Source organism: Bacillus sp. 3a (genome assembly GCF_017161885.1).
In the GTDB taxonomy this organism is placed as follows: domain Bacteria; phylum Bacillota; class Bacilli; order Bacillales; family Bacillaceae; genus Bacillus; species Bacillus safensis.
Map to the genome: position 1 here is coordinate 2649574 of NZ_CP067376.1, position 17848 is coordinate 2667421.

At 43.9% G+C, this 17848-nt stretch carries 18 protein-coding genes and 1 riboswitch; of the genes, 1 reads left to right on the forward strand and 17 read right to left on the reverse strand.

Annotated elements, in window-relative coordinates; translation table 11 throughout:
• Window positions 1-2: 2 nt before the first annotated feature.
• The 8 genes from def to JJ692_RS13480 all read right to left on the reverse strand — a co-directional run bounded on the left by def (window position 3) and on the right by JJ692_RS13480 (window position 9052).
• Window positions 3-485 (reverse strand): peptide deformylase, encoded by a 483-nt coding sequence (gene def, locus JJ692_RS13445; protein WP_024424211.1) that lies wholly within the window; start codon window positions 483-485, stop codon window positions 3-5.
• Window positions 486-500: 15 nt separating this feature from the next.
• Window positions 501-2909, reverse strand: a complete 2409-nt coding sequence (gene priA / locus JJ692_RS13450; RefSeq protein WP_122631404.1) for a primosomal protein N' — start codon at window positions 2907-2909, stop codon at window positions 501-503.
• A complete protein-coding gene (gene coaBC / locus JJ692_RS13455; protein ID WP_044330707.1) occupies window positions 2906-4123 on the reverse strand; it encodes a bifunctional phosphopantothenoylcysteine decarboxylase/phosphopantothenate--cysteine ligase CoaBC in 1218 nt (405 codons plus the stop codon). Before coaBC ends, priA begins: the two co-directional genes overlap by 4 nt.
• 117 nt (window positions 4124-4240) lie before the next feature.
• A complete protein-coding gene (gene rpoZ, locus JJ692_RS13460; protein ID WP_003211647.1) occupies window positions 4241-4444 on the reverse strand; it encodes a DNA-directed RNA polymerase subunit omega in 204 nt (67 codons plus the stop codon).
• Window positions 4445-4447: 3 nt separating this feature from the next.
• Window positions 4448-5062, reverse strand: a complete 615-nt coding sequence (gmk, locus tag JJ692_RS13465) for a guanylate kinase (RefSeq protein WP_024424214.1) — start codon at window positions 5060-5062, stop codon at window positions 4448-4450.
• Between the two features lie 9 nt (window positions 5063-5071).
• Window positions 5072-5341: an extracellular matrix/biofilm regulator RemA gene (gene remA / locus JJ692_RS13470; RefSeq protein ID WP_008344898.1), complete on the reverse strand. Its 270-nt coding sequence runs from the start codon at window positions 5339-5341 to the stop codon at window positions 5072-5074.
• Between the two features lie 76 nt (window positions 5342-5417).
• Window positions 5418-6293 carry a YicC/YloC family endoribonuclease gene (locus JJ692_RS13475; RefSeq protein ID WP_034281735.1) on the reverse strand — a complete coding sequence of 292 codons (876 nt, stop codon included), beginning with the start codon at window positions 6291-6293 and terminating at the stop codon, window positions 5418-5420.
• Window positions 6294-6376: 83 nt separating this feature from the next.
• A complete protein-coding gene (locus JJ692_RS13480) occupies window positions 6377-9052 on the reverse strand; it encodes a calcium-translocating P-type ATPase, SERCA-type (protein ID WP_206533874.1) in 2676 nt (891 codons plus the stop codon).
• A 164-nt stretch (window positions 9053-9216) separates the two neighbouring features.
• Between JJ692_RS13480 and JJ692_RS13485 the strand changes: the two genes are divergently transcribed.
• Window positions 9217-10926: an Rqc2 family fibronectin-binding protein gene (locus JJ692_RS13485; protein WP_206533875.1), complete on the forward strand. Its 1710-nt coding sequence runs from the start codon at window positions 9217-9219 to the stop codon at window positions 10924-10926.
• 35 nt (window positions 10927-10961) lie between these two features.
• Here the strand turns inward: JJ692_RS13485 and JJ692_RS13490 are convergent, their stop codons facing one another.
• The 9 genes from JJ692_RS13490 to pyrE all read right to left on the reverse strand — a co-directional run bounded on the left by JJ692_RS13490 (window position 10962) and on the right by pyrE (window position 17846).
• Complete coding sequence (locus JJ692_RS13490) at window positions 10962-11465, reverse strand: precorrin-2 dehydrogenase/sirohydrochlorin ferrochelatase family protein (RefSeq protein WP_103132561.1); 504 nt, start codon at window positions 11463-11465, stop codon at window positions 10962-10964.
• On the reverse strand, window positions 11446-12231 hold the full coding sequence (locus JJ692_RS13495) for a sirohydrochlorin chelatase (RefSeq protein ID WP_149126679.1): 786 nt from the start codon (window positions 12229-12231) through the stop codon (window positions 11446-11448). Before JJ692_RS13495 ends, JJ692_RS13490 begins: the two co-directional genes overlap by 20 nt.
• Before the next feature lie 74 nt (window positions 12232-12305).
• Complete coding sequence (cobA, locus tag JJ692_RS13500) at window positions 12306-13061, reverse strand: uroporphyrinogen-III C-methyltransferase (RefSeq protein WP_025092552.1); 756 nt, start codon at window positions 13059-13061, stop codon at window positions 12306-12308.
• Between the two features lie 29 nt (window positions 13062-13090).
• Window positions 13091-13684 carry an adenylyl-sulfate kinase gene (cysC, locus tag JJ692_RS13505; protein WP_024424221.1) on the reverse strand — a complete coding sequence of 198 codons (594 nt, stop codon included), beginning with the start codon at window positions 13682-13684 and terminating at the stop codon, window positions 13091-13093.
• A 14-nt stretch (window positions 13685-13698) separates the two neighbouring features.
• On the reverse strand, window positions 13699-14835 hold the full coding sequence (gene sat, locus JJ692_RS13510; protein ID WP_024424222.1) for a sulfate adenylyltransferase: 1137 nt from the start codon (window positions 14833-14835) through the stop codon (window positions 13699-13701).
• A gap of 57 nt (window positions 14836-14892) precedes the next feature.
• Window positions 14893-15957, reverse strand: a complete 1065-nt coding sequence (locus tag JJ692_RS13515; RefSeq protein ID WP_025092551.1) for a sulfate permease — start codon at window positions 15955-15957, stop codon at window positions 14893-14895.
• A gap of 13 nt (window positions 15958-15970) precedes the next feature.
• Window positions 15971-16672, reverse strand: coding sequence for a phosphoadenylyl-sulfate reductase (locus JJ692_RS13520; protein WP_024424224.1), 702 nt, complete (start codon window positions 16670-16672; stop codon window positions 15971-15973).
• A gap of 45 nt (window positions 16673-16717) precedes the next feature.
• Complete coding sequence (locus JJ692_RS13525) at window positions 16718-16822, reverse strand: DUF2292 domain-containing protein (protein ID WP_369810469.1); 105 nt, start codon at window positions 16820-16822, stop codon at window positions 16718-16720.
• A 116-nt stretch (window positions 16823-16938) separates the two neighbouring features.
• Window positions 16939-17041, reverse strand: a riboswitch (SAM riboswitch).
• A 166-nt stretch (window positions 17042-17207) separates the two neighbouring features.
• Entirely contained in the window at window positions 17208-17846 is a 639-nt protein-coding gene (gene pyrE, locus JJ692_RS13530) for an orotate phosphoribosyltransferase (RefSeq protein ID WP_024424225.1), read from the reverse strand.
• Window positions 17847-17848 lie beyond the last annotated feature (2 nt).

A 17848-nucleotide genomic window follows, 5' to 3' on the forward strand; every position in this document is an offset into this window, starting at 1 on the left:
CTTCACCCTTCCATTTCCGCAAGTTCTTTTTCTGTATACGTTTCAATGATTTTTGACGTAAATAAAATGCCGTCTAAATGATCAATTTCGTGCAATAAAGCTCTTGCTAAAAATCCGTCTGCTTCTATTGTAAATGGTTTGCCTTTCTTATCAAAGGCTTTTACCTTCACATAGTTCGGTCTCTCTACAGTGCCGTATAAAGATGGAAAGCTCAGGCAGCCTTCAATATCTGTCTGGCTTCCTTCTACTTCAAGCACCTCGGGGTTCACTAAGTCAATTCTGCCAGGTTCTTCCCCGATATCTACAACAGCGATTCTTTTTGAAATACCGATTTGTGGTGCTGCTAGTCCAACTCCATCCAGCTCAAGCATTGTATCATACATATCATCCAGCAGTTTTTTAAGCTTTTTATCGAACGTCTCGACGCGCTCTGTCTTTTGTTCAAGCACTTCTGCCGGATGTATGACTATTGGTTTTACTGCCACTTACAGCCCTCCGTTTTACATCATCATATATGGATTCATATCTATTGAAATCATCAATTGTTTTTGTTCCATTTCCTTTTGATAATGGTCTTGTATTTTCCGTAGTAAACTTGCCAGTTCATTTTCCCTTTTGTATTTTATCACGCATTGATACCGATATCTATCTTTGATCTTAGCGATTGGCGATGCGGCCGGACCAAGGATTCGAGTATTCGGTGCACAGTTCATTTTTAGGAACTGGACAATTTGATCAGTGACATGTGCTGCCTTCGTCACTTCTTCGTGTGACACTGTCACCATCGCCAAAAAGTAATAAGGCGGATAGGACTGGTGGCGGCGATGCAGCATCTCCTGTTCATAAAATGCTTCGTAGTCATGCTGCTTCGTTAATTCAATACTATAGTGAGAAGGTGTATACGATTGAATAATAACCGAGCCCGCTTTTTCATGGCGCCCTGCCCTGCCGCTGACCTGCGTGAGAAGCTGAAATGTTTTTTCACTTGAACGAAAATCAGGGATGTGAAGGGATGTATCCGCACTGAGAACACCAACAAGTGTGACATCTGGGAAATCCAGCCCCTTTGCAATCATCTGCGTCCCGAGCAAAATGTCCGCTTCTTTATTGCCAAAAGACGTAAGAAGCTTTTCGTGAGCACCTTTACGAGACGTTGTATCCACATCCATTCGGATCACACGCGCCTCAGGCAACACCTTTGTCAGTTCTTCTTCTACTCGCTGCGTGCCAGTCCCAAAGTAGCGAATATGCTCACTGTGGCATTCTGGACATTCAGCAGGTACTGGTGCTTCGTGACCACAATAATGGCACTTCAGCCGTTTTTGATAGCGGTGATAGGTAAGAGAAATTTCGCAATGAGGACATTGCTCCACATATCCGCAATCACGGCACATCACAAAGGATGAATAGCCTCTTTTGTTCAGAAATAAAACGGCTTGTTCTTTTCTTTCAAGCACTTCCTTTAACCTGATCATTAATTCTTCTGAGAACATGGAGCGGTTGCCATTTCTTAGTTCTTCTCTCATATCAATTAACGAAACGTGCGGCAGCTGCTGCTGGTTGACGCGGTGCTTGAGCGAGAGCAATGTATAGACGCCTTTTTTCGCACGTGCATAGGTTTCAAGTGAAGGTGTTGCACTGCCTAATACGACTGGACATTGATGCCGCACTGCTCGTTCAATGGCGACATCCTTGGCATGGTAACGAGGCATTTCTTCTTGTTTATAAGAGGATTCGTGCTCTTCATCTATAATAATCATGCCTAAGTTTTCAAATGGTGCGAAAACAGCAGATCTTGCGCCAACGACTAGTTTGACTTCCTTGCGATGGATTTTCCGCCATTCATCATATTTTTCTCCTGTCGATAAGCCGCTGTGAAGAACGGCTACATTTGAGCCAAATCGTTCTTTAAATCGCTGCACCATTTGAGGGGTTAACGAGATTTCAGGAACTAAAACGATCGCTTCTTTTCCTTTTTGAAGAACATGATCAATTGTCTGCAAGTAAATCTCCGTTTTGCCGCTTCCTGTCACTCCGTGCAGCAAAAAGGTTTCGTGCTGGTCCTCACTGACTGCTTGATGAATATGTTTTGCCGCCTCTGTTTGCTCAGGCGTGAGATCAAGTGATGCAGATGGTGTAAACTCCCGATCACGGTAAGGATCCCGGTAAACCTCTTCATAGTTTTCTGTTAACAGCCCTTCTTGAATAAAGGTTTTAAGCGTTTGAGAACTCGCGCCTGTTTGCTGCTGCAAGTCTTTCGCTAAAAAGGTTGTCTCTCCCGCTTGAAGCAAGTAAAAGATCAGTGCCTTTTGTTTTACCGCATTTTTCTTTAGCTGCTGCTGCTTTTCTTCAAGTTTTTCTTTCGATACAGCCAACTGGAGCATGCGGACCTTTTTCTTTCCAGATTTTTGCGAGACATGGTATCTCACCTCTAGATGACCTTTTTGGACATGCTTTTGAATCTGTTTTAATTGTTCAGCCGGGATGTCAGCATAAAGAATGCTCTCTCGCTGACCGAAAAGCTCTTTCAATGACTGCGGAAGTTCTTCCTCTGATAGCACCTGTATTTCTTTTTCATACTTTGCCTTCATGGCTGCGGGCAGCATCGATTGAAGTGCCGTAATATGATAGGACAATGTTTTTTCCGTCAGCCAGTGGGAAAGCTCCAGTAGCTCATCTGTCAGAACAGGTGATAAATCAAATAAATCGACTATCTCTTTGATGCTTCCTGTCTTGATGTCTGTTTCCTCTTTGACTTTTGTCACAAACCCTTGAATCTTCCGCGGGCCAAAGGGAACGACCACCCTCATTCCCGCTTTGACGAGATCTTTGAATCGATCTGGTACACGGTAATCAAATGGCCGGTCAATGGCTTTCGTTGTGACATCTACGATGACTTCAGCAATCATGCGCGATCACGCTCTTCTGGAAGCAGCTGTATTGCCTCCTTTAAAATTTCAAAAGCGAGGTCTTTTTTGCTCATCATCGGCAGCTCTTTTTTCGTTCCATCTGCTTTGATGATCGCTGCCACATTGGTATCTGTGCCAAAGCCTGCACCTTCTTTAGTGACGTTATTGGCCACAATCATATCTAGATGCTTGGATTCAATTTTCTTTTTCGCATAATATTCTACATCCTGCGTTTCAGCTGCAAATCCGATCAGCACTTGATGCTCTTTTCTTTTCCCCAGCTCTTTTAAAATATCTTTTGTCCGGGTGAATTCAATGTCCAGAGCGCCGTCCTGTTTTTTCATTTTATGAGCATATGTCGTGACAGGGGTGTAATCGGCGACAGCTGCTGATTTAATAACAAGATCAGCTTCTCCGTATACATCTAGCGCAGCTTGATACATCTCTTCAGCTGATTCAATGTGCACTACATGCACATGGTCAGGTTCAGTTAAAGAAACAGGTCCAGAAATCAGCGTCACATCTGCCCCCATTTGCTGAGCAGCCTCTGCAATCGCATAGCCCATTTTTCCACTAGAACGGTTTGTAAAGAACCGGACAGGATCGATGACTTCACGAGTAGGACCTGCTGTCACCACAACTTTTTTACCTGAGAGCGGTAAGCTTTTTGGCTCTTCAAAAAAGGCCCGGATGTGTTCCACAATTTTTTCAGGCTCTTCTAGTCGCCCTTTTCCAATGTACCCGCAGGCTAAATAACCTTCACTTGGCTCAATAAACCGGTAGCCGTCTTCATATAATGTGCGAATGTTCCGTTTCACAGCCGGGTGATCGTACATATGCACATTCATCGCTGGTGCGATCCATACAGGCGCTGTTGAAGCAAGCAAAGTCGTCGTGAGCATATCATCTGCAAGTCCAGCGGCCATTTTACCAATCGTATGTGCTGTTGCAGGGGCAACAAGAATGAGATCGGCCCAGTCAGCTACGTCAATATGTGCAATGACTTTTGGATTGTTTTCTTTGAATGTATCTACATATACCTCATGCCGAGACAGTGCTTGGAAGGTAAGCGGAGACACAAACTCACGAGCAGATTCCGTCATAATCACTCTGACATTTGCGCCTGCTTGTACGAGTTTACTAGTAAGTGCTGCTGCTTTATATACGGCAATTCCTCCGCTGACACCGAGCAAAATATTTTTTGACTGTAACATTTGTTTGTCCCCCTTAACGGCCTTTTTCACAAATTCGTCTACAATTCAAAAAAGTCAAAACCAATCATAGTTTTGACTTTTTTGAACGTATCGTATCTGCATTGCAGAAGCGATGTGTTATTCTTGATCCTCTTTTTCAAATGTCAAAAGACCAGCGTCGATTTCTTCTAGTGCTTTGCCTACGAATTTGTAAGACTTTGTGTTTTCAATCTGCTGATCTTGGTGGATCTGCATTTCACGTGCACGGCGTGCAGACACTGTTACAAGTGTATATTTTGAATCAAGTTTGTTCATCAATGAGTCAATTGAAGGATCTAACATGGTTTATTCTACCCCCAGCATTTTTTTATATCTTGGTGCGACTCTGTCTCTGCGCAGGTGTTCTGCAAGGACGATCGCTTTGATTCTTTCACAAGCAAGCTCGACATCATCGTTTTCAACGACATAGTCGTAAGCATCCATCATTTCAATTTCTTCTTTCGCAGCGGCCATTCGGTTTCGAATGAGCTCCTCAGATTCTGTACCGCGAGTAATGATGCGGTTTTGAAGTTCTGAAAGACTAGGCGGTGCAAGGAAAATAAAAAGACCTTCTGGGAATGCTTCTCTTACTTGAAGTGCGCCTTGCACTTCAATTTCAAGGAAAACATCTTTTCCTTCGCTCAATGTCTGTTCTACATAGTCAACAGGCGTGCCGTAGTAATTCCCGACGTACTCTGCCCATTCTAACAGTTTTTTGTTTTCAATCATATGTTCAAATTCTTCCCTGGTTTTAAAGAAATAATCGACACCATTTCTTTCACCTTCACGCGGTTTGCGCGTTGTCACAGAAATAGAGTATTCAAATTTCGTATCTTCCTGGGAGAAAATGGCTTGTCTGACCGTTCCTTTTCCAACTCCCGAAGGTCCAGAGAGAACGATTAAAAGTCCTCTTTCTTTCATAATGGCGTATTACCCCTGCCCTTCATCTATGATTTCTTCTTTTACAGAAAGTCTTTGCGCGACAGTCTCAGGCTGAACGGCAGATAAGATGACATGGTCACTGTCCATAATGACAACAGCACGGGTTCTTCTTCCGTATGTAGCATCTATGAGCATGCCTCGATCTCTTGCGTCTTGTATCATTCGTTTAATCGGTGCTGATTCCGGACTGACGATCGAAATCATCCGATTCGCTGAAATGATGTTTCCAAATCCGATATTGATCAACTTTATGGTCATCTTCTTTCGTCCCCCTGTAATATAAACGTCTCTAGTCTCGCCGAAAGAGACGCACTGTAAACAGCATACACAATGACTATTCTATATTTTGCACTTGTTCTTTTATTTTTTCAATAGCACTTTTCATTTCAACCACCAGCTTTGTTAAATGGTGATGGTTCGCTTTTGATCCAATGGTGTTCACTTCACGGTTGAGCTCCTGTACAAGGAAGTCAAGTTTTCGGCCGGCAGCACCGCCTTGCAGCAAGATTTGCTGAAACTGCTGAAAATGACTTTTTAATCTCGTAATCTCTTCTGTAATGTCACACCGGTCAGCAAAGATGGCTGCCTCTGTAGTCAGTCTGCTCTCGTCAAGCGCCTCTCCGATCCATTCTTGCAATCGCTGATTCAATCGTTCTTTGTACTGACTAACAACCTCTGGTGCAAAGACTTTGATTTCTTCTGTATAGGCCTCTAGTTCAGAAAGCCTCAGTTCACAGTCTTTTTGAAGGGATGCTCCCTCTTGCTCTCTCATGAAGCAAAGCTCCTTGACAGCAGCCTCGCAAGCTTCCATCAGCAGCTGCTCTAACTGTTCATTTCGGCTGGCTGACTCTTCCACCTGAACGGCAAGCTCCAGCCCCAGTAAGTCATGTGCATGCTGAATGCCTGAAATGTGATAGCGTTCCTCGAGGTCTTTTGCGGCTTTCATGTATTCATCAAGCAGCGGCCAGTCGATCTGTAAGGACCGGCTTGCTAGTTTACCGCCTTCAATCGTGACAAACAGCTCAATTCTACCGCGCTGCACGTGACGAAGAATGATCTTTTTTAATGTATCTTCGAAATATAAAAGCGGCCTCGGCAAACGGGCATGAACCTCTTTAAAACGGTGATTGACCGATTTTAGCTCAACTGACACTGTCAGTTCTCCATCCGTTTTACTCGCTTGGCCGAATCCCGTCATACTGCGTATCATGTCAAAACACCCAATTCTTTCATATTAATAAAATGAAAAAGGTAATAGCAGACACTATTACCTCAAAATTATACCATAATCAATTATTTTTTTCTTGTCAAAAGTGATCCTGCCAGTAAAAAAGTTGGCAGTGCAGACATCCCGATGATCAGCAGCCAATCAATCGGTGCAACCGCGACCGTTTTGAAAATCGGCTGAAGCGGCGGGTAATAAATGACCACAAGCATGAGCAAAAGTGATGACAAAACCGCACCGATCAAATAAAGGTTTCCAAATGGATTACGTTCAAAAATGGACCGTTCACTGCGGCAGTCAAATACATGAATGAGCTGCGCCAAAACAAGCGTACTAAATGCGACAGTCTGTGCATATTGCAGGTTGTTTGGATCGCGGTGATACACAAATATAAATGCCAAAAGGGTCGCAAGCCCGATGAGGAATCCTCTTGAGATGACCTTCCAGCCAAGCCCTCTTGCAAAAATGCCCTCTTTCATATTCCGCGGCTTTCTCTTCATGACATCGCCTTCTGGCTTATCCATGCCAAGTGCCATAGCCGGGAGACCATCTGTGACAAGGTTTACCCATAAGATTTGTATAGGAACGAGCGGCAGCGGCAGCGCGAGGAGCATCGCAAACAGCATGACCAAAATTTCCCCGACATTTGATGCCAGCAAATAGCGGACAAACTTACGAATGTTTTCATAAATATTCCGGCCTTCTTTAATGGCGGATTTAATGGTCGCAAAGTTGTCGTCAAGTAAAATAAGAGAAGACGCTTCTTTGGCTACGTCTGTTCCAGTGATGCCCATGGAGATGCCGATATCTGCTTGTTTAATGGCAGGCGCATCATTGACCCCATCACCTGTCATCGCCACAACATGCCCATTTTTTTGATAGGCTTTGACAATTCTCAGTTTATGCTCAGGGGAAACCCGGGCAAAGACGTATACATTTTCAGCCGTTTGCTCAAGCTCTTTGTCGCTCATCTGATCAAGTGCTTTTCCGTCTAGCACCTGTCCTTGCTTCGGTAAAAGGCTTAAGTCTTTTGCGATCGCTTTGGCCGTTTCCACGTGGTCGCCTGTAATCATGACCGTTTTAATCCCGGCATCCCGGCACTCTTTAATCGCTCGTCTGACTTCAGGACGCGGTGGATCGATCATGCCCTCTAACCCGATAAATGTTAAATCGGTTTCAGCCTGCTGTACAGAGGTGATTTTGTCTGTCAGACCGACTTTTTTATACGCAATGGCAATGGTTCTAAGCGCCTGTCTTGCTAAGCCTTGAATCGCAGCTTCTGTTTCTTGCCTGTGAGTTGCTGAAAAAGAAGCTGTGCGCCCGCCGTGCATGATATGACTTGAACGGTTCATTAGTACATCCGGCGCACCTTTTGCAATGACATACCGCTCTTTTTGATTCGTTTCAACGACGACTGACATCATCTTTCTTTCTGAATCAAAAGGAAACTCCTCAATGACATGAAATCCAGCTTCAATGAATTGCTCTGTAAAACCCGCTTTACGTGCTGCGGTAAGAAGCGCCCCCTCTGTCGGATCGCCATCAAGCCTCATCTCTCCATCTTTTTCAACGATGGTCGAAGTATTACAAAGCGCCCCGTATAATAACACCTTTTGCAGGCTTGGGTGCTTGTCGGCATGGACGATTTCTCCGTTTAAGGTAAAGTCACCGGATGGCTCGTAGCCTGTGCCAGAAATATTCCACGTTTTCCCCTCTGCCCATACATGGGTCACAGTCATTTTATTTTGCGTCATCGTTCCTGTTTTATCTGAGCAAATGATTGACGCGCAGCCGAGTGTTTCCACCGCCGGGAGTTTTCTGACAATCGATTTTTGTTTGATCATCCGCTGCACCCCTAGGGAAAGTGCAACAGTGACGATCGCCGGCAGTCCTTCTGGAATCGCCGCAACAGCAAGAGATACTCCCGCTAGGAACATATGATACAATTCATGTCCTTGCACAACACCGAGAATCACTACGAGCACCGTTAAAAATAAAGCAGCCACAATCAGAATTTTCCCGAGCTGCTCGAGACGCCTTTGCAGCGGCGTTTCCATATTACCTGCTGCATCCAGCATACCGGCAATTTGTCCCATTGCCGTATTCATTCCTGTACCAATGACAACCCCTACGCCGCTTCCTCTAGTAACAAGCGTCCCCATAAAGGCCATGTTCGTCAAATCTCCAAGTGAGACATGGCTGCTTGAAAGAGGACTTGCGTGTTTGACCGCTGGGATAGACTCGCCAGTGAGAGCGGACTCCTCAATTTCTAAGCTCTTTGTTTCTAGTAATCTAATATCTGCCCCAATCCGGTCTCCGCTTGAAAATTTCACAATATCCCCTGGCACGAGATGTTTAGACGGGATCTTGACCCATTCATTATTTCTCCTTGCATATACATGCGGAGTTGATAATTCTTTTAACGCTTGAAGGGATTTTTCCGCCCGGCGCTCTTGATAAAAGCCGAGTACACCATTAATCAAAACAATGGCTACAATCGCAACAGCATCAATGTATTCTCCTAAAAAGGCAGAAATGATTGTTGCTGCAAGCAAGATTAACACCATGAAATCTTTAAACTGTGCTAAAAAAATGATCAGAGCCGACGCCTTTTTTCCTTCCTGCAATTCATTTGGCCCGTGTTTTTCAAGCCGCTTTTGTACATCTTTTTCTGACAGTCCGTCACCTATCGATGTATTCATGGTTTTTAATAAATCGGTTTGGTTCAGTTCATGCCAATTCATTTGACCTCGTCCACTCCTCTTTTGTTCTCTCTCATATGCAGTGTTCTATAAGCCAGTTTATTCAGACTCGTCCTAAATCATGCTATAATAATAAGACTGCCTAAAGAACGAGAAAACGGAAGTTCTTTCAGTAGATTTGTGTGGAAGAAGAGGGTGTATCCAACATGTCATTTGACGGCATTTTTACATATGGTATGACAAATGAATTGCAAGAGACATTAACTGGCGGGAGGATTTCTAAAATCCATCAGCCATATAAGCACGAGCTGATTTTTCATATTCGGGCAAACGGAAAAAATCATAAGCTCCTTTTATCGGCTCATCCGAGCTATGCGAGAGTGCAGCTCACTGAGCATCAATACGACAATCCAAGCGAGCCGCCAATGTTTTGTATGCTCCTCAGAAAGCATCTTGAGGGCGGCTTCATTGAACGTTTTGAACAGATTGGATTTGACCGGGTGATCGTGCTTCATGTAAGAAGCAGAAATGAAATTGGCGATGAGCAGACGCGTAAGCTTTACATTGAAATCATGGGACGTCATAGTAATTTCATTCTGGTAGAGGATGGAACGCAGCAGATCATTGATGGTTTGAAACACCTTTCTCCATCTGTGAACAGCTATCGAACGGTGCTTCCTGGTCATGAATACCTTCTGCCGCCTGCGCAGCAAAAATTGAATCCTTTTGACGTGACAAAGGATGATATTTTGAAGCATTTACGCTTTCAAGAAGGAAAGATCGCAAATCAAATTGTCGATACCTTCTCTGGGGTTTCCCCGCTGTTTGCAAAGGAAGTTGTACACCGGGCCGGTCTTGCCAATCAAGAAACGATTCCAAATACACTGCTCGACATGTTCCAGCTCATTCGCATGCATTCTTTTACACCGCAGCTCACAAGAAAAGACGGAAAAGAGTATTTCTATTTATTAGAGCTTCAGCATGTCCATGGCGAGATGAAGACATTCGACTCACTCAGCCAGCTGCTTGACCGCTTTTATTTTGGAAAAGCTGAGAGAGATAGAGTCAAACAGCAGGCAGCGGACCTTGAACGGTTTGTCGTAAATGAAAAAAAGAAAAATGAAAACAAGCTGAAAAAGCTAAAAAGAACCCTTGAAGAATCTCAAGGTGCACACAAATATCAGCTCTATGGTGAGCTGTTAACAGCCAATTTATATGCGATTAAAAAAGGGGATAAAGAAGCGACTGTCATCAATTATTACGATGAAGACGGCGGAGAAATCACGATTCCGCTCAAAACAAACAAAACCCCTTCTGAAAATGCCCAGGCATATTTTACAAAATATCAAAAGGCAAAAAATGCTGTAGAAGCTGTAAATGAACAAATTAAGCGGACACATGAAGAAATTGCTTATTTTGAAGAGCTGATTCAGCAGCTGTCCTCTGCTTCACCGAAGGATTTAGAGGAAATGAGAGAAGAGCTTGTTGAAGGAAAATATTTACGCGCCAAACAAAAGCGTCTCGCCAAAAAGAAAAAACCGGCGGCCATTCAGCTCGAAACGTATGAATCATCCCAAGGCATACCAATTTTAGTCGGAAAAAACAACAAACAAAACGAGTATTTGACTACAAAGGCAGCTGCTCGTGATGATATTTGGCTGCATACAAAGGATATTCCTGGGTCACATGTCGTCATCCGCCACCAAGCACCTGATGAACAAACGCTGCTTGAAGCGGCTCAAATTGCCGCCTATTTTTCAAAGGCAAAAGAGTCCAGCTCCGTACCTGTCGACTATACAAAAATCCGGCATGTGAAAAAACCAAACGGAGCAAAGCCAGGCTTTGTTACGTATGATCAGCAGCAAACTTTATTTGTCACGCCTGACGAAGATCTTGTGCTCAAGCTGAGAAAATAAATAAAAAAAAGCCGATAAAATCTCCTGTAAGGATTTTATCGGCTTTTTCTTTGTCGTTTTTTTCTTTCGATGTAAAGGGCATCAAGTGCGTCAATATCCTCTTCTTCAAGCAAGGATTCTATTGCCGCAGCCAGCTGTTTTGTCCGGGCGGGGCTAGCACCGCTTGTAGAGACTGAAATCGTCACTTTTCCTGCTTTGACAACCTTCGGCATCATCACATTGCCGAGCTCAGATTGGCTCACACAATTCACGAGCTGGTGAGGCTGCGCTGTTTGTGCAATCCATTCATTTACCGAAGGGTCGTTTGTAGCAGCTACAATGAAAAACGCATCCTTCAAATCTTCAGCGCCCACCTTCTTTTCCTTCCAATTCAATGCGTATGTATCAATGAGGCACGCCATCTCTTCAGAAAGATCAGGACTCACAACAGTTATATGGCAAGACTCCGTACACAATGCCTTTGCTCTTCTTAATGCGACAGATCCGCCGCCGGCGATGACCACTTGTTTATTGGTTAAATCAAGATGGACTGGAAGCATGGCTTTCTCCTCGGAAACGAAACGCATCGTCTTTGTTTAAAATGGTTTCTTGCACGCGTTCAATATAAGCCGCTTTGACATGCGGATGAAAGCCAATATACCGGCATACCCGGACATCTTTCAGCCGCTTTCTCGCCTGAGCGGCTTCACTTTCAATTTCTTTCATTAAAATCCCCGTAAACAGTAAGTAAGGAACGATATAAACAGGCCCATCGTCATCTTCTGATAACTGCGCGAGAACATCTCGATAATTTGGCTCACATGCTGTAATAAAACACGGAAGAACCTCTGCATGCGGAAGCAGGCTTCGGACATCGTCTGCAATGCCAAACACATCTCGCTTCACATCCGGATCAGAACTCCCGCGGCCAATTAAAAGAATCCGAGCGCGCTCGCCTTGATATCCTGCTTCTTTAATTCTTGCGGCAACCGCTTTTGTTACTTCTTGATTCACCCCGATCGGCTTTCCATATGTGACCTTCACTTGCGGGAAACGCGCGCGCACTTTCTCAATTTCGACCGGGATATCCGATTTGGCATGCATGGCAGTTAAAAGGAGGAGCGGGACGATTGCAATGTGTGTCGCTCCTTTTTTCACACAGGCCTCAAATCCTTCTTCTATAGAAGGATCCGTCAGCTCTAAAAAACAAATTTCTTGTATATCTGCTTTCACTAACGGCATACAGCTTTTCATAAAAGAAATGGCCTTATCTTGTGCTTCTTTCACCCTGCTTCCATGCCCAACATAAAGGACAGCTTGTTTCATGCGGCTCCTCCCTCTCACTTGTTTTCATCAGACGAAAAGACACGATGTATGCACGTGTCTTTTCTCTACCATTCTCATTTCTCGATTAATGCGGGTTCAAACCAGTTCAGCTTTTGATGAAAATGAACGACATCTCCAACAACAATTAAACTTGGATGCTCGATCCCTTCTTTTTCAACAGTTTCAGACAGTGTCGCAACCGTGCAGCAAGTTGTCTTTTGCCTCGATGTGGTTCCCCAGTGTATAAATGCAGCGGGTGTTTCTGGGTCCCGTCCATTTTTTAAAAGCAGGCGCTGCACTCTTTCCACGTTTTTGACACCCATGTAAATCACAAGAGTATCAATCCCTGTAGCCAGCGCCTCCCACTTTTCTTCAAAATGTTCATCCTTTTGATAGTGGCCCGTGACAAAAGCAACATTTGAGCTGAATTCACGATGTGTCACAGGGATGCCCGCATAAGCAGCCGCTGCAATCCCAGAAGTAATTCCTGGGACGACCTCATACGGAATTCCGTGCTCAGCTAAGCATTCGATTTCTTCACCGCCGCGGCCAAAGACAAAGGGGTCGCCGCCTTTCAGCCGAACGACAACGTTCCCTTCCTTTGCATGAGCCACAAGCGCTTCATTGATGGCTTCCTGCCTCATTGTATGATGATTTGGCAGCTTGCCGCAATAAATCAATTCCGCCTCCGGTTTGGCATGGGCGAGAATTTCTTGATTGACAAGACGATCATATAAGATGACATCTGCCTGCTGTATCGCCTTATGGGCCTTTAATGTGATTAAATCTGGGTCACCGGGTCCAGCACCCACAATGTATACTTTCCCCATCTTGCTTTTCTCCCCCTGCCATCAGGCGATTATTTCGTTGTTCCTTTTACATAATCAACAAGACGCTGTTTAGATTCCTCACGGGATAATTCCCCTGTATCTAATACGAGCTCAGGCGCAGCAGGCTCTTCATACGGTGAATCGATTCCAGTGAAAAATGGAATTTCACCGTTTCTCGCCTTTTTATATAACCCTTTTGGATCACGCTCTTCACACACGTTCAGATCACATTTGACAAACACTTCGTGAAATTCTCCCTCTTCGACCAACTGTCTGACAGTGTGGCGGTCTTCCTGAAATGGAGAAATAAAAGCAGTGATGACAATCGTTCCTTGCTCCACAAATAATTTCGCCACTTCTCCGATCCGGCGGATGTTTTCTTTTCTGTCATCATCTGAAAACCCTAGATCTTTATTGAGTCCGTGCCGCACGTTATCGCCGTCAAGAACTGTGACTTGGTAGCCTTGTTCAAACAGCTCTCTTGCAGCTGCATTCGCGATCGTTGATTTACCTGACCCGCTTAGACCTGTAAGCCAGATAATGCCGCTCGTATGATTGTTTTTTTGTTGATATTCTTTTTTTGTAATAGATGAATCATGCCACACGATATGTTCGTTGCTCATGTCATACCCTCCCGTTAAGATACCGTCGTTTTTAATCCTTCGATTAATGTTTCAATGACTTCTTTTCGGCTGAACGTGCTTGGTGGTAATTCACCGTTTCTCAGCATTGTTCGAACCTTTGTACCTGAAAGAATGACATGCTCGCTTTTGTCGTGAGGACACGTTTTTGGAGTGGCCATCGCTTCACATGTATTACAGTAGAAGCTGTGTTCAAATTTTAATGGAGTAATGCCGATTTCTTCGCTTGTAAATTGATCAAATAGTTCCTGCGCCTCGTATGTGCCGTAATAGTCACCAACACCTGCATGATCTCTTCCGACAATAAAATGGGTGCAGCCATAATTTTTCCGTACGAGCGCATGAAAAATGGCTTCCTTTGGTCCAGCATAACGCATTGCAGCAGGAAAAACACCTAAAAAGACGCGGTCTTTTGGATAATAACCGTCCAATAACACTTGATAGCTTTTCATTCTTACATCTGCCGGGATGTCGTCAGATTTTGTTTCACCGACAAGAGGATTTAAAAATAAACCATCGACTGTTTCCAGTGCTGTTTTTTGAATATATTCATGAGCACGGTGAACCGGGTTTCTCGTTTGGAAACCAACAATGGTTTTCCAGCCGTTTTCTTTAAAATGACGTCTTGTTTCTTCTGGCTCATACGTAAATTGAGGGAATGGTTTTTCACTGCGTTTCGTCAGTGTAATTTTCCCGCCAATGTAAGTATCGCCGCGTTCAAATAATTTTTTCACGCCTGGATGATTGCGGTCATCTGTTTTATAGACATTCACCGCTTCTTTTTCCTTATCTGGTGTGTATTGATCCTCTACTTCAATGACCCCATATACAGTTCCATTGTAGGATAAGCGCACGATATCGCCTTGATGGATTTCCGCAGCCTTTTCTTTTGTCACTGGCAGTGTAATAGGAAGAGACCAAACGACACCACTTGCTAGCCGCATACTGCTTACAACTGCTTCATAATCAGCTTTTGTTAAAAACCCTTCAATTGGACTATATCCGCCAATTGCAATGAGTTCAAGGTCTGCAAAGGAAATCGCATCTAGTTCAATTTCCTTCGCAGCCGTGCTGAGATCATATTCTTCATTTACTCGATTAATTAATACGCCACCATGTGGTGTTAAACTCATTTGTTCATCTTCCTCTCAATGTTCATATTTATTAGATGTTAATAGTCGGATTTATGGTTAAATCCCGCCGCCCTGTTCATGAATAGAGCTGCTTTCATTTTTGACTGCTTTCATCAGACTCAGCGCACCAAGTGAGGCAAGCAGTACACTCATCATGATAAAGATAGAGTAATAGTCTCCTTTTAAGAAAAGGCTCACAAGCAAATACGATAGGCTGAGTGATAAGAAAGGTGAGACCACCCATACTTTCAGCATTTTTTTCACCACATGTTTGTGAAAAATGTTAGGCCCGCCTTTTGCCATTCCAAGCCCGATAATAGACGAGGAGGTGATTTGCGTAAGTGGAACGGGCAGCCCAAAAATAGAGCTGACGATGACAAGCCCGGCACCGGTACTCGAAAGTAAAATCCCTTCGCCTGTTTGATAGCGGGTAATTTTCTTTCCGTTTGTTTCCAGTACTCTTCTACCTAGCAAGAGGGCCCCTGCTGCGACGAAGATTCCGCCGTAAAGTGTTCCCTGCCCAACTGACAAAACCCCTGAAGCGACGAGCGGGCCGACGGCATTTGCCACATTGTTCATACCGGCTGAAAATGCCTCTAAAAATCCGCTGAGAATTAAAACGATAGATAAAATAGCTGTGCCTTTTTTAGACAGCTTCCGTTTAGGGAACATTCTGATGATTTTGACGACAGCAAAGGTAAAAAGAAAGGCGAAAAGCGGGATGATGACCCAAAATGCCACAATCACTAAAATGGATTTCACAAACAAAACTTTATATGCGACTGCCACACCAACTACAGCCCCTACTGTGACCTCGCTTGTTGATAAAGGAATCGCCATCAGATTTGCTATGAAAAGTGATAGTGCAGCAGAACCAATGATAATACAAACGATTTCAAGTGTAATGACTGATTCTGGCATAATACCAGAGCTGATCGTTTTGACGACCTCACCGCCGCCAATCACTGAACCTGCTAAAATCCCAACTGCACAAAAACTGAGCGCATAAATGGGCTTTTGAATGGCACCTGATCCATACGCAATGCCCATAGAAGCAGCTGCTCCGCTTGCGCCTATGTTTAAAGCAAAGAATAGACTAAATAAAATTGCGGCGATTTCCATACATTATGCTCCCTTACTCATGTAATCCGCACTCTGTCTTTGCTGTGCCTGACCATCTGCCAGAACGCAGATCATCTGCAGTAAATGCTGGCTGTGTACACGGTGCACAGCCGATACTTGGATATCCTTGGTCATGCAGCGGATTATAAGTAAGTTCCTCTCTAGATGCATATCTCCATATGTCCTTCCACGTCCAATGGATAAGCGGACATACTTTCACTGATTTGAATTTTTCATCCTTATTTAAGAAATTCGTCCCTGCTCGTTTTGGTGACTGCTCTCTTCTTAAACCAGAAAGCCATGCTGGATAACCAGATAAGGCTTCTTGCAAAGGAATGACCTTACGCATATGGCAGCAGCTTTGAGGATCTGTTTTCCATAATTGATCACCGTGCTGCTCATTTTGCTGTTCAACCGTCAGCTCAGGCGTTTTCAGTACAATATCTAAGCCCGGATATCTTTCCTTTACCGCATCAATTGTGTCGTAAGTTTCTTTAAAATGCAGACCTGTATCTAAAAAGACAATTCTCGCATCTTTTTTTACTTTTGCAATCAGATCAATTAGAACAATGCCCTCAATCCCAAAGCTGCACGCATATACGAGCTGGTCACCATAATGACCGTACGCCCATTTCAGTACAGACAGGGCTCCTTTATACAAATCATCCTCTTGAAATGTAATGGACGGCTCTTGCCAATTTTCATAAGTTAACATGATTTCTCCCCTTCCGGAGTACCGCTCATATTGCTATTTTCCGCACTACTTTAATCTAATTTTTTCGTTTTTTTCCACTTGAATCACTTGACCGTCCTGAACAATTAACGTAATTGAACCAAATTTCATATCCCCAATCAGTTCTTGCATATGCTTTACTAAGTCCTCATCCTGATTTTGTTTCACTTCCATCTCCTCTTCCTCCTCACCGTTAAAATAAAAAAACTTTCTTTCAGTCCGAAAGAAAGATGAGGAAGCTCACAATTTCCTTATCTTTCAAAATAGAATCATTTTGCAGGAAGTAGCACCTTGCGAATCGCAGGTTGCCGGGTTTCATCGGGCCAGTCCCTCCACCTCTCTGGATAAGAGTTTCAATTTGTCTTAAATATTAACACAATTCAAACAAAAGTCAACCCGACTTTATTGATAGGATTAGTTTTTATTAAATTTGAGTCTATTTTACTATTTTTACCCAAATAAAAAAGCCGTGCGGGCAGGCACAGCTTTAAAATTGTTAACGATGGACTTTGACTTTTCAGACCGTTTCTTCCATCCAAGATTCAGAGGAAGGATCTTGTCTCCAGCGTTTTAGTTTGTTCATCGCAGACGGCTCAATCGCTTTCAGTTCAAGTGCCACATCTGTCAATGTGTCATAGTCTGTCAGGGTGACATATGGAATATTTTTTTCTTGAAAAGCGGCCGCTGCTTTTGGCAGTCCGTATGTGAAGATTGCGGCAACTCCTAGTACCTCGCAGCCCTCAGCTTGAAGAGCAGCAACCACTTCCAGTACACTGCCTCCTGTGGAAATAAGGTCTTCGACGACGACAACCTTTTGGCCTTTCGATACGGCCCCTTCAATTTGATTTCCTTTGCCGTGTGCTTTCGGCTTACTTCTGACATAACACATCGGGATGTTCAAGCGGTCTGCTGCTAATGCCGCATGCGGAATGCCTGCTGTTGCAGTACCCGCAACAACCTCTGCACCCTTAAAATGAGTGAGAATCAAATCTTTTAGACCTTCCGCAATGTCGTGTCTGACTTCTGGATATGATAATGTGAGGCGGTTATCACAATAGATCGGTGATTTTATACCGCTCGCCCATGTAAACGGTTCGTCTGGTTTTAATGAGACCGCTTTGATTTGTAATAGATGTTTCGCGATTTTTGATTTCATCT

Coding starts and splice junctions, on each gene's coding strand:
- priA (WP_122631404.1), bottom strand. CDS start 2,909: ATGATTGCTGAAGTCATCGTAGATGTCACAACGAAAGCCATTGACCGG.
- coaBC (WP_044330707.1), bottom strand. CDS start 4,123: ATGTTACAGTCAAAAAATATTTTGCTCGGTGTCAGCGGAGGAATTGCC.
- rpoZ (WP_003211647.1), bottom strand. CDS start 4,444: ATGTTAGATCCTTCAATTGACTCATTGATGAACAAACTTGATTCAAAA.
- gmk (WP_024424214.1), bottom strand. CDS start 5,062: ATGAAAGAAAGAGGACTTTTAATCGTTCTCTCTGGACCTTCGGGAGTT.
- remA (WP_008344898.1), bottom strand. CDS start 5,341: ATGACCATAAAGTTGATCAATATCGGATTTGGAAACATCATTTCAGCG.
- JJ692_RS13475 (WP_034281735.1), bottom strand. CDS start 6,293: ATGATACGCAGTATGACGGGATTCGGCCAAGCGAGTAAAACGGATGGA.
- JJ692_RS13480 (WP_206533874.1), bottom strand. CDS start 9,052: ATGAATTGGCATGAACTGAACCAAACCGATTTATTAAAAACCATGAAT.
- JJ692_RS13485 (WP_206533875.1), top strand. CDS start 9,217: ATGTCATTTGACGGCATTTTTACATATGGTATGACAAATGAATTGCAA.
- JJ692_RS13490 (WP_103132561.1), bottom strand. CDS start 11,465: ATGCTTCCAGTCCATCTTGATTTAACCAATAAACAAGTGGTCATCGCC.
- JJ692_RS13495 (WP_149126679.1), bottom strand. CDS start 12,231: ATGAAACAAGCTGTCCTTTATGTTGGGCATGGAAGCAGGGTGAAAGAA.
- cobA (WP_025092552.1), bottom strand. CDS start 13,061: ATGGGGAAAGTATACATTGTGGGTGCTGGACCCGGTGACCCAGATTTA.
- cysC (WP_024424221.1), bottom strand. CDS start 13,684: ATGAGCAACGAACATATCGTGTGGCATGATTCATCTATTACAAAAAAA.
- sat (WP_024424222.1), bottom strand. CDS start 14,835: ATGAGTTTAACACCACATGGTGGCGTATTAATTAATCGAGTAAATGAA.
- JJ692_RS13515 (WP_025092551.1), bottom strand. CDS start 15,957: ATGGAAATCGCCGCAATTTTATTTAGTCTATTCTTTGCTTTAAACATA.
- JJ692_RS13520 (WP_024424224.1), bottom strand. CDS start 16,672: ATGTTAACTTATGAAAATTGGCAAGAGCCGTCCATTACATTTCAAGAG.
- JJ692_RS13525 (WP_369810469.1), bottom strand. CDS start 16,822: ATGCAAGAACTGATTGGGGATATGAAATTTGGTTCAATTACGTTAATT.
- pyrE (WP_024424225.1), bottom strand. CDS start 17,846: ATGAAATCAAAAATCGCGAAACATCTATTACAAATCAAAGCGGTCTCA.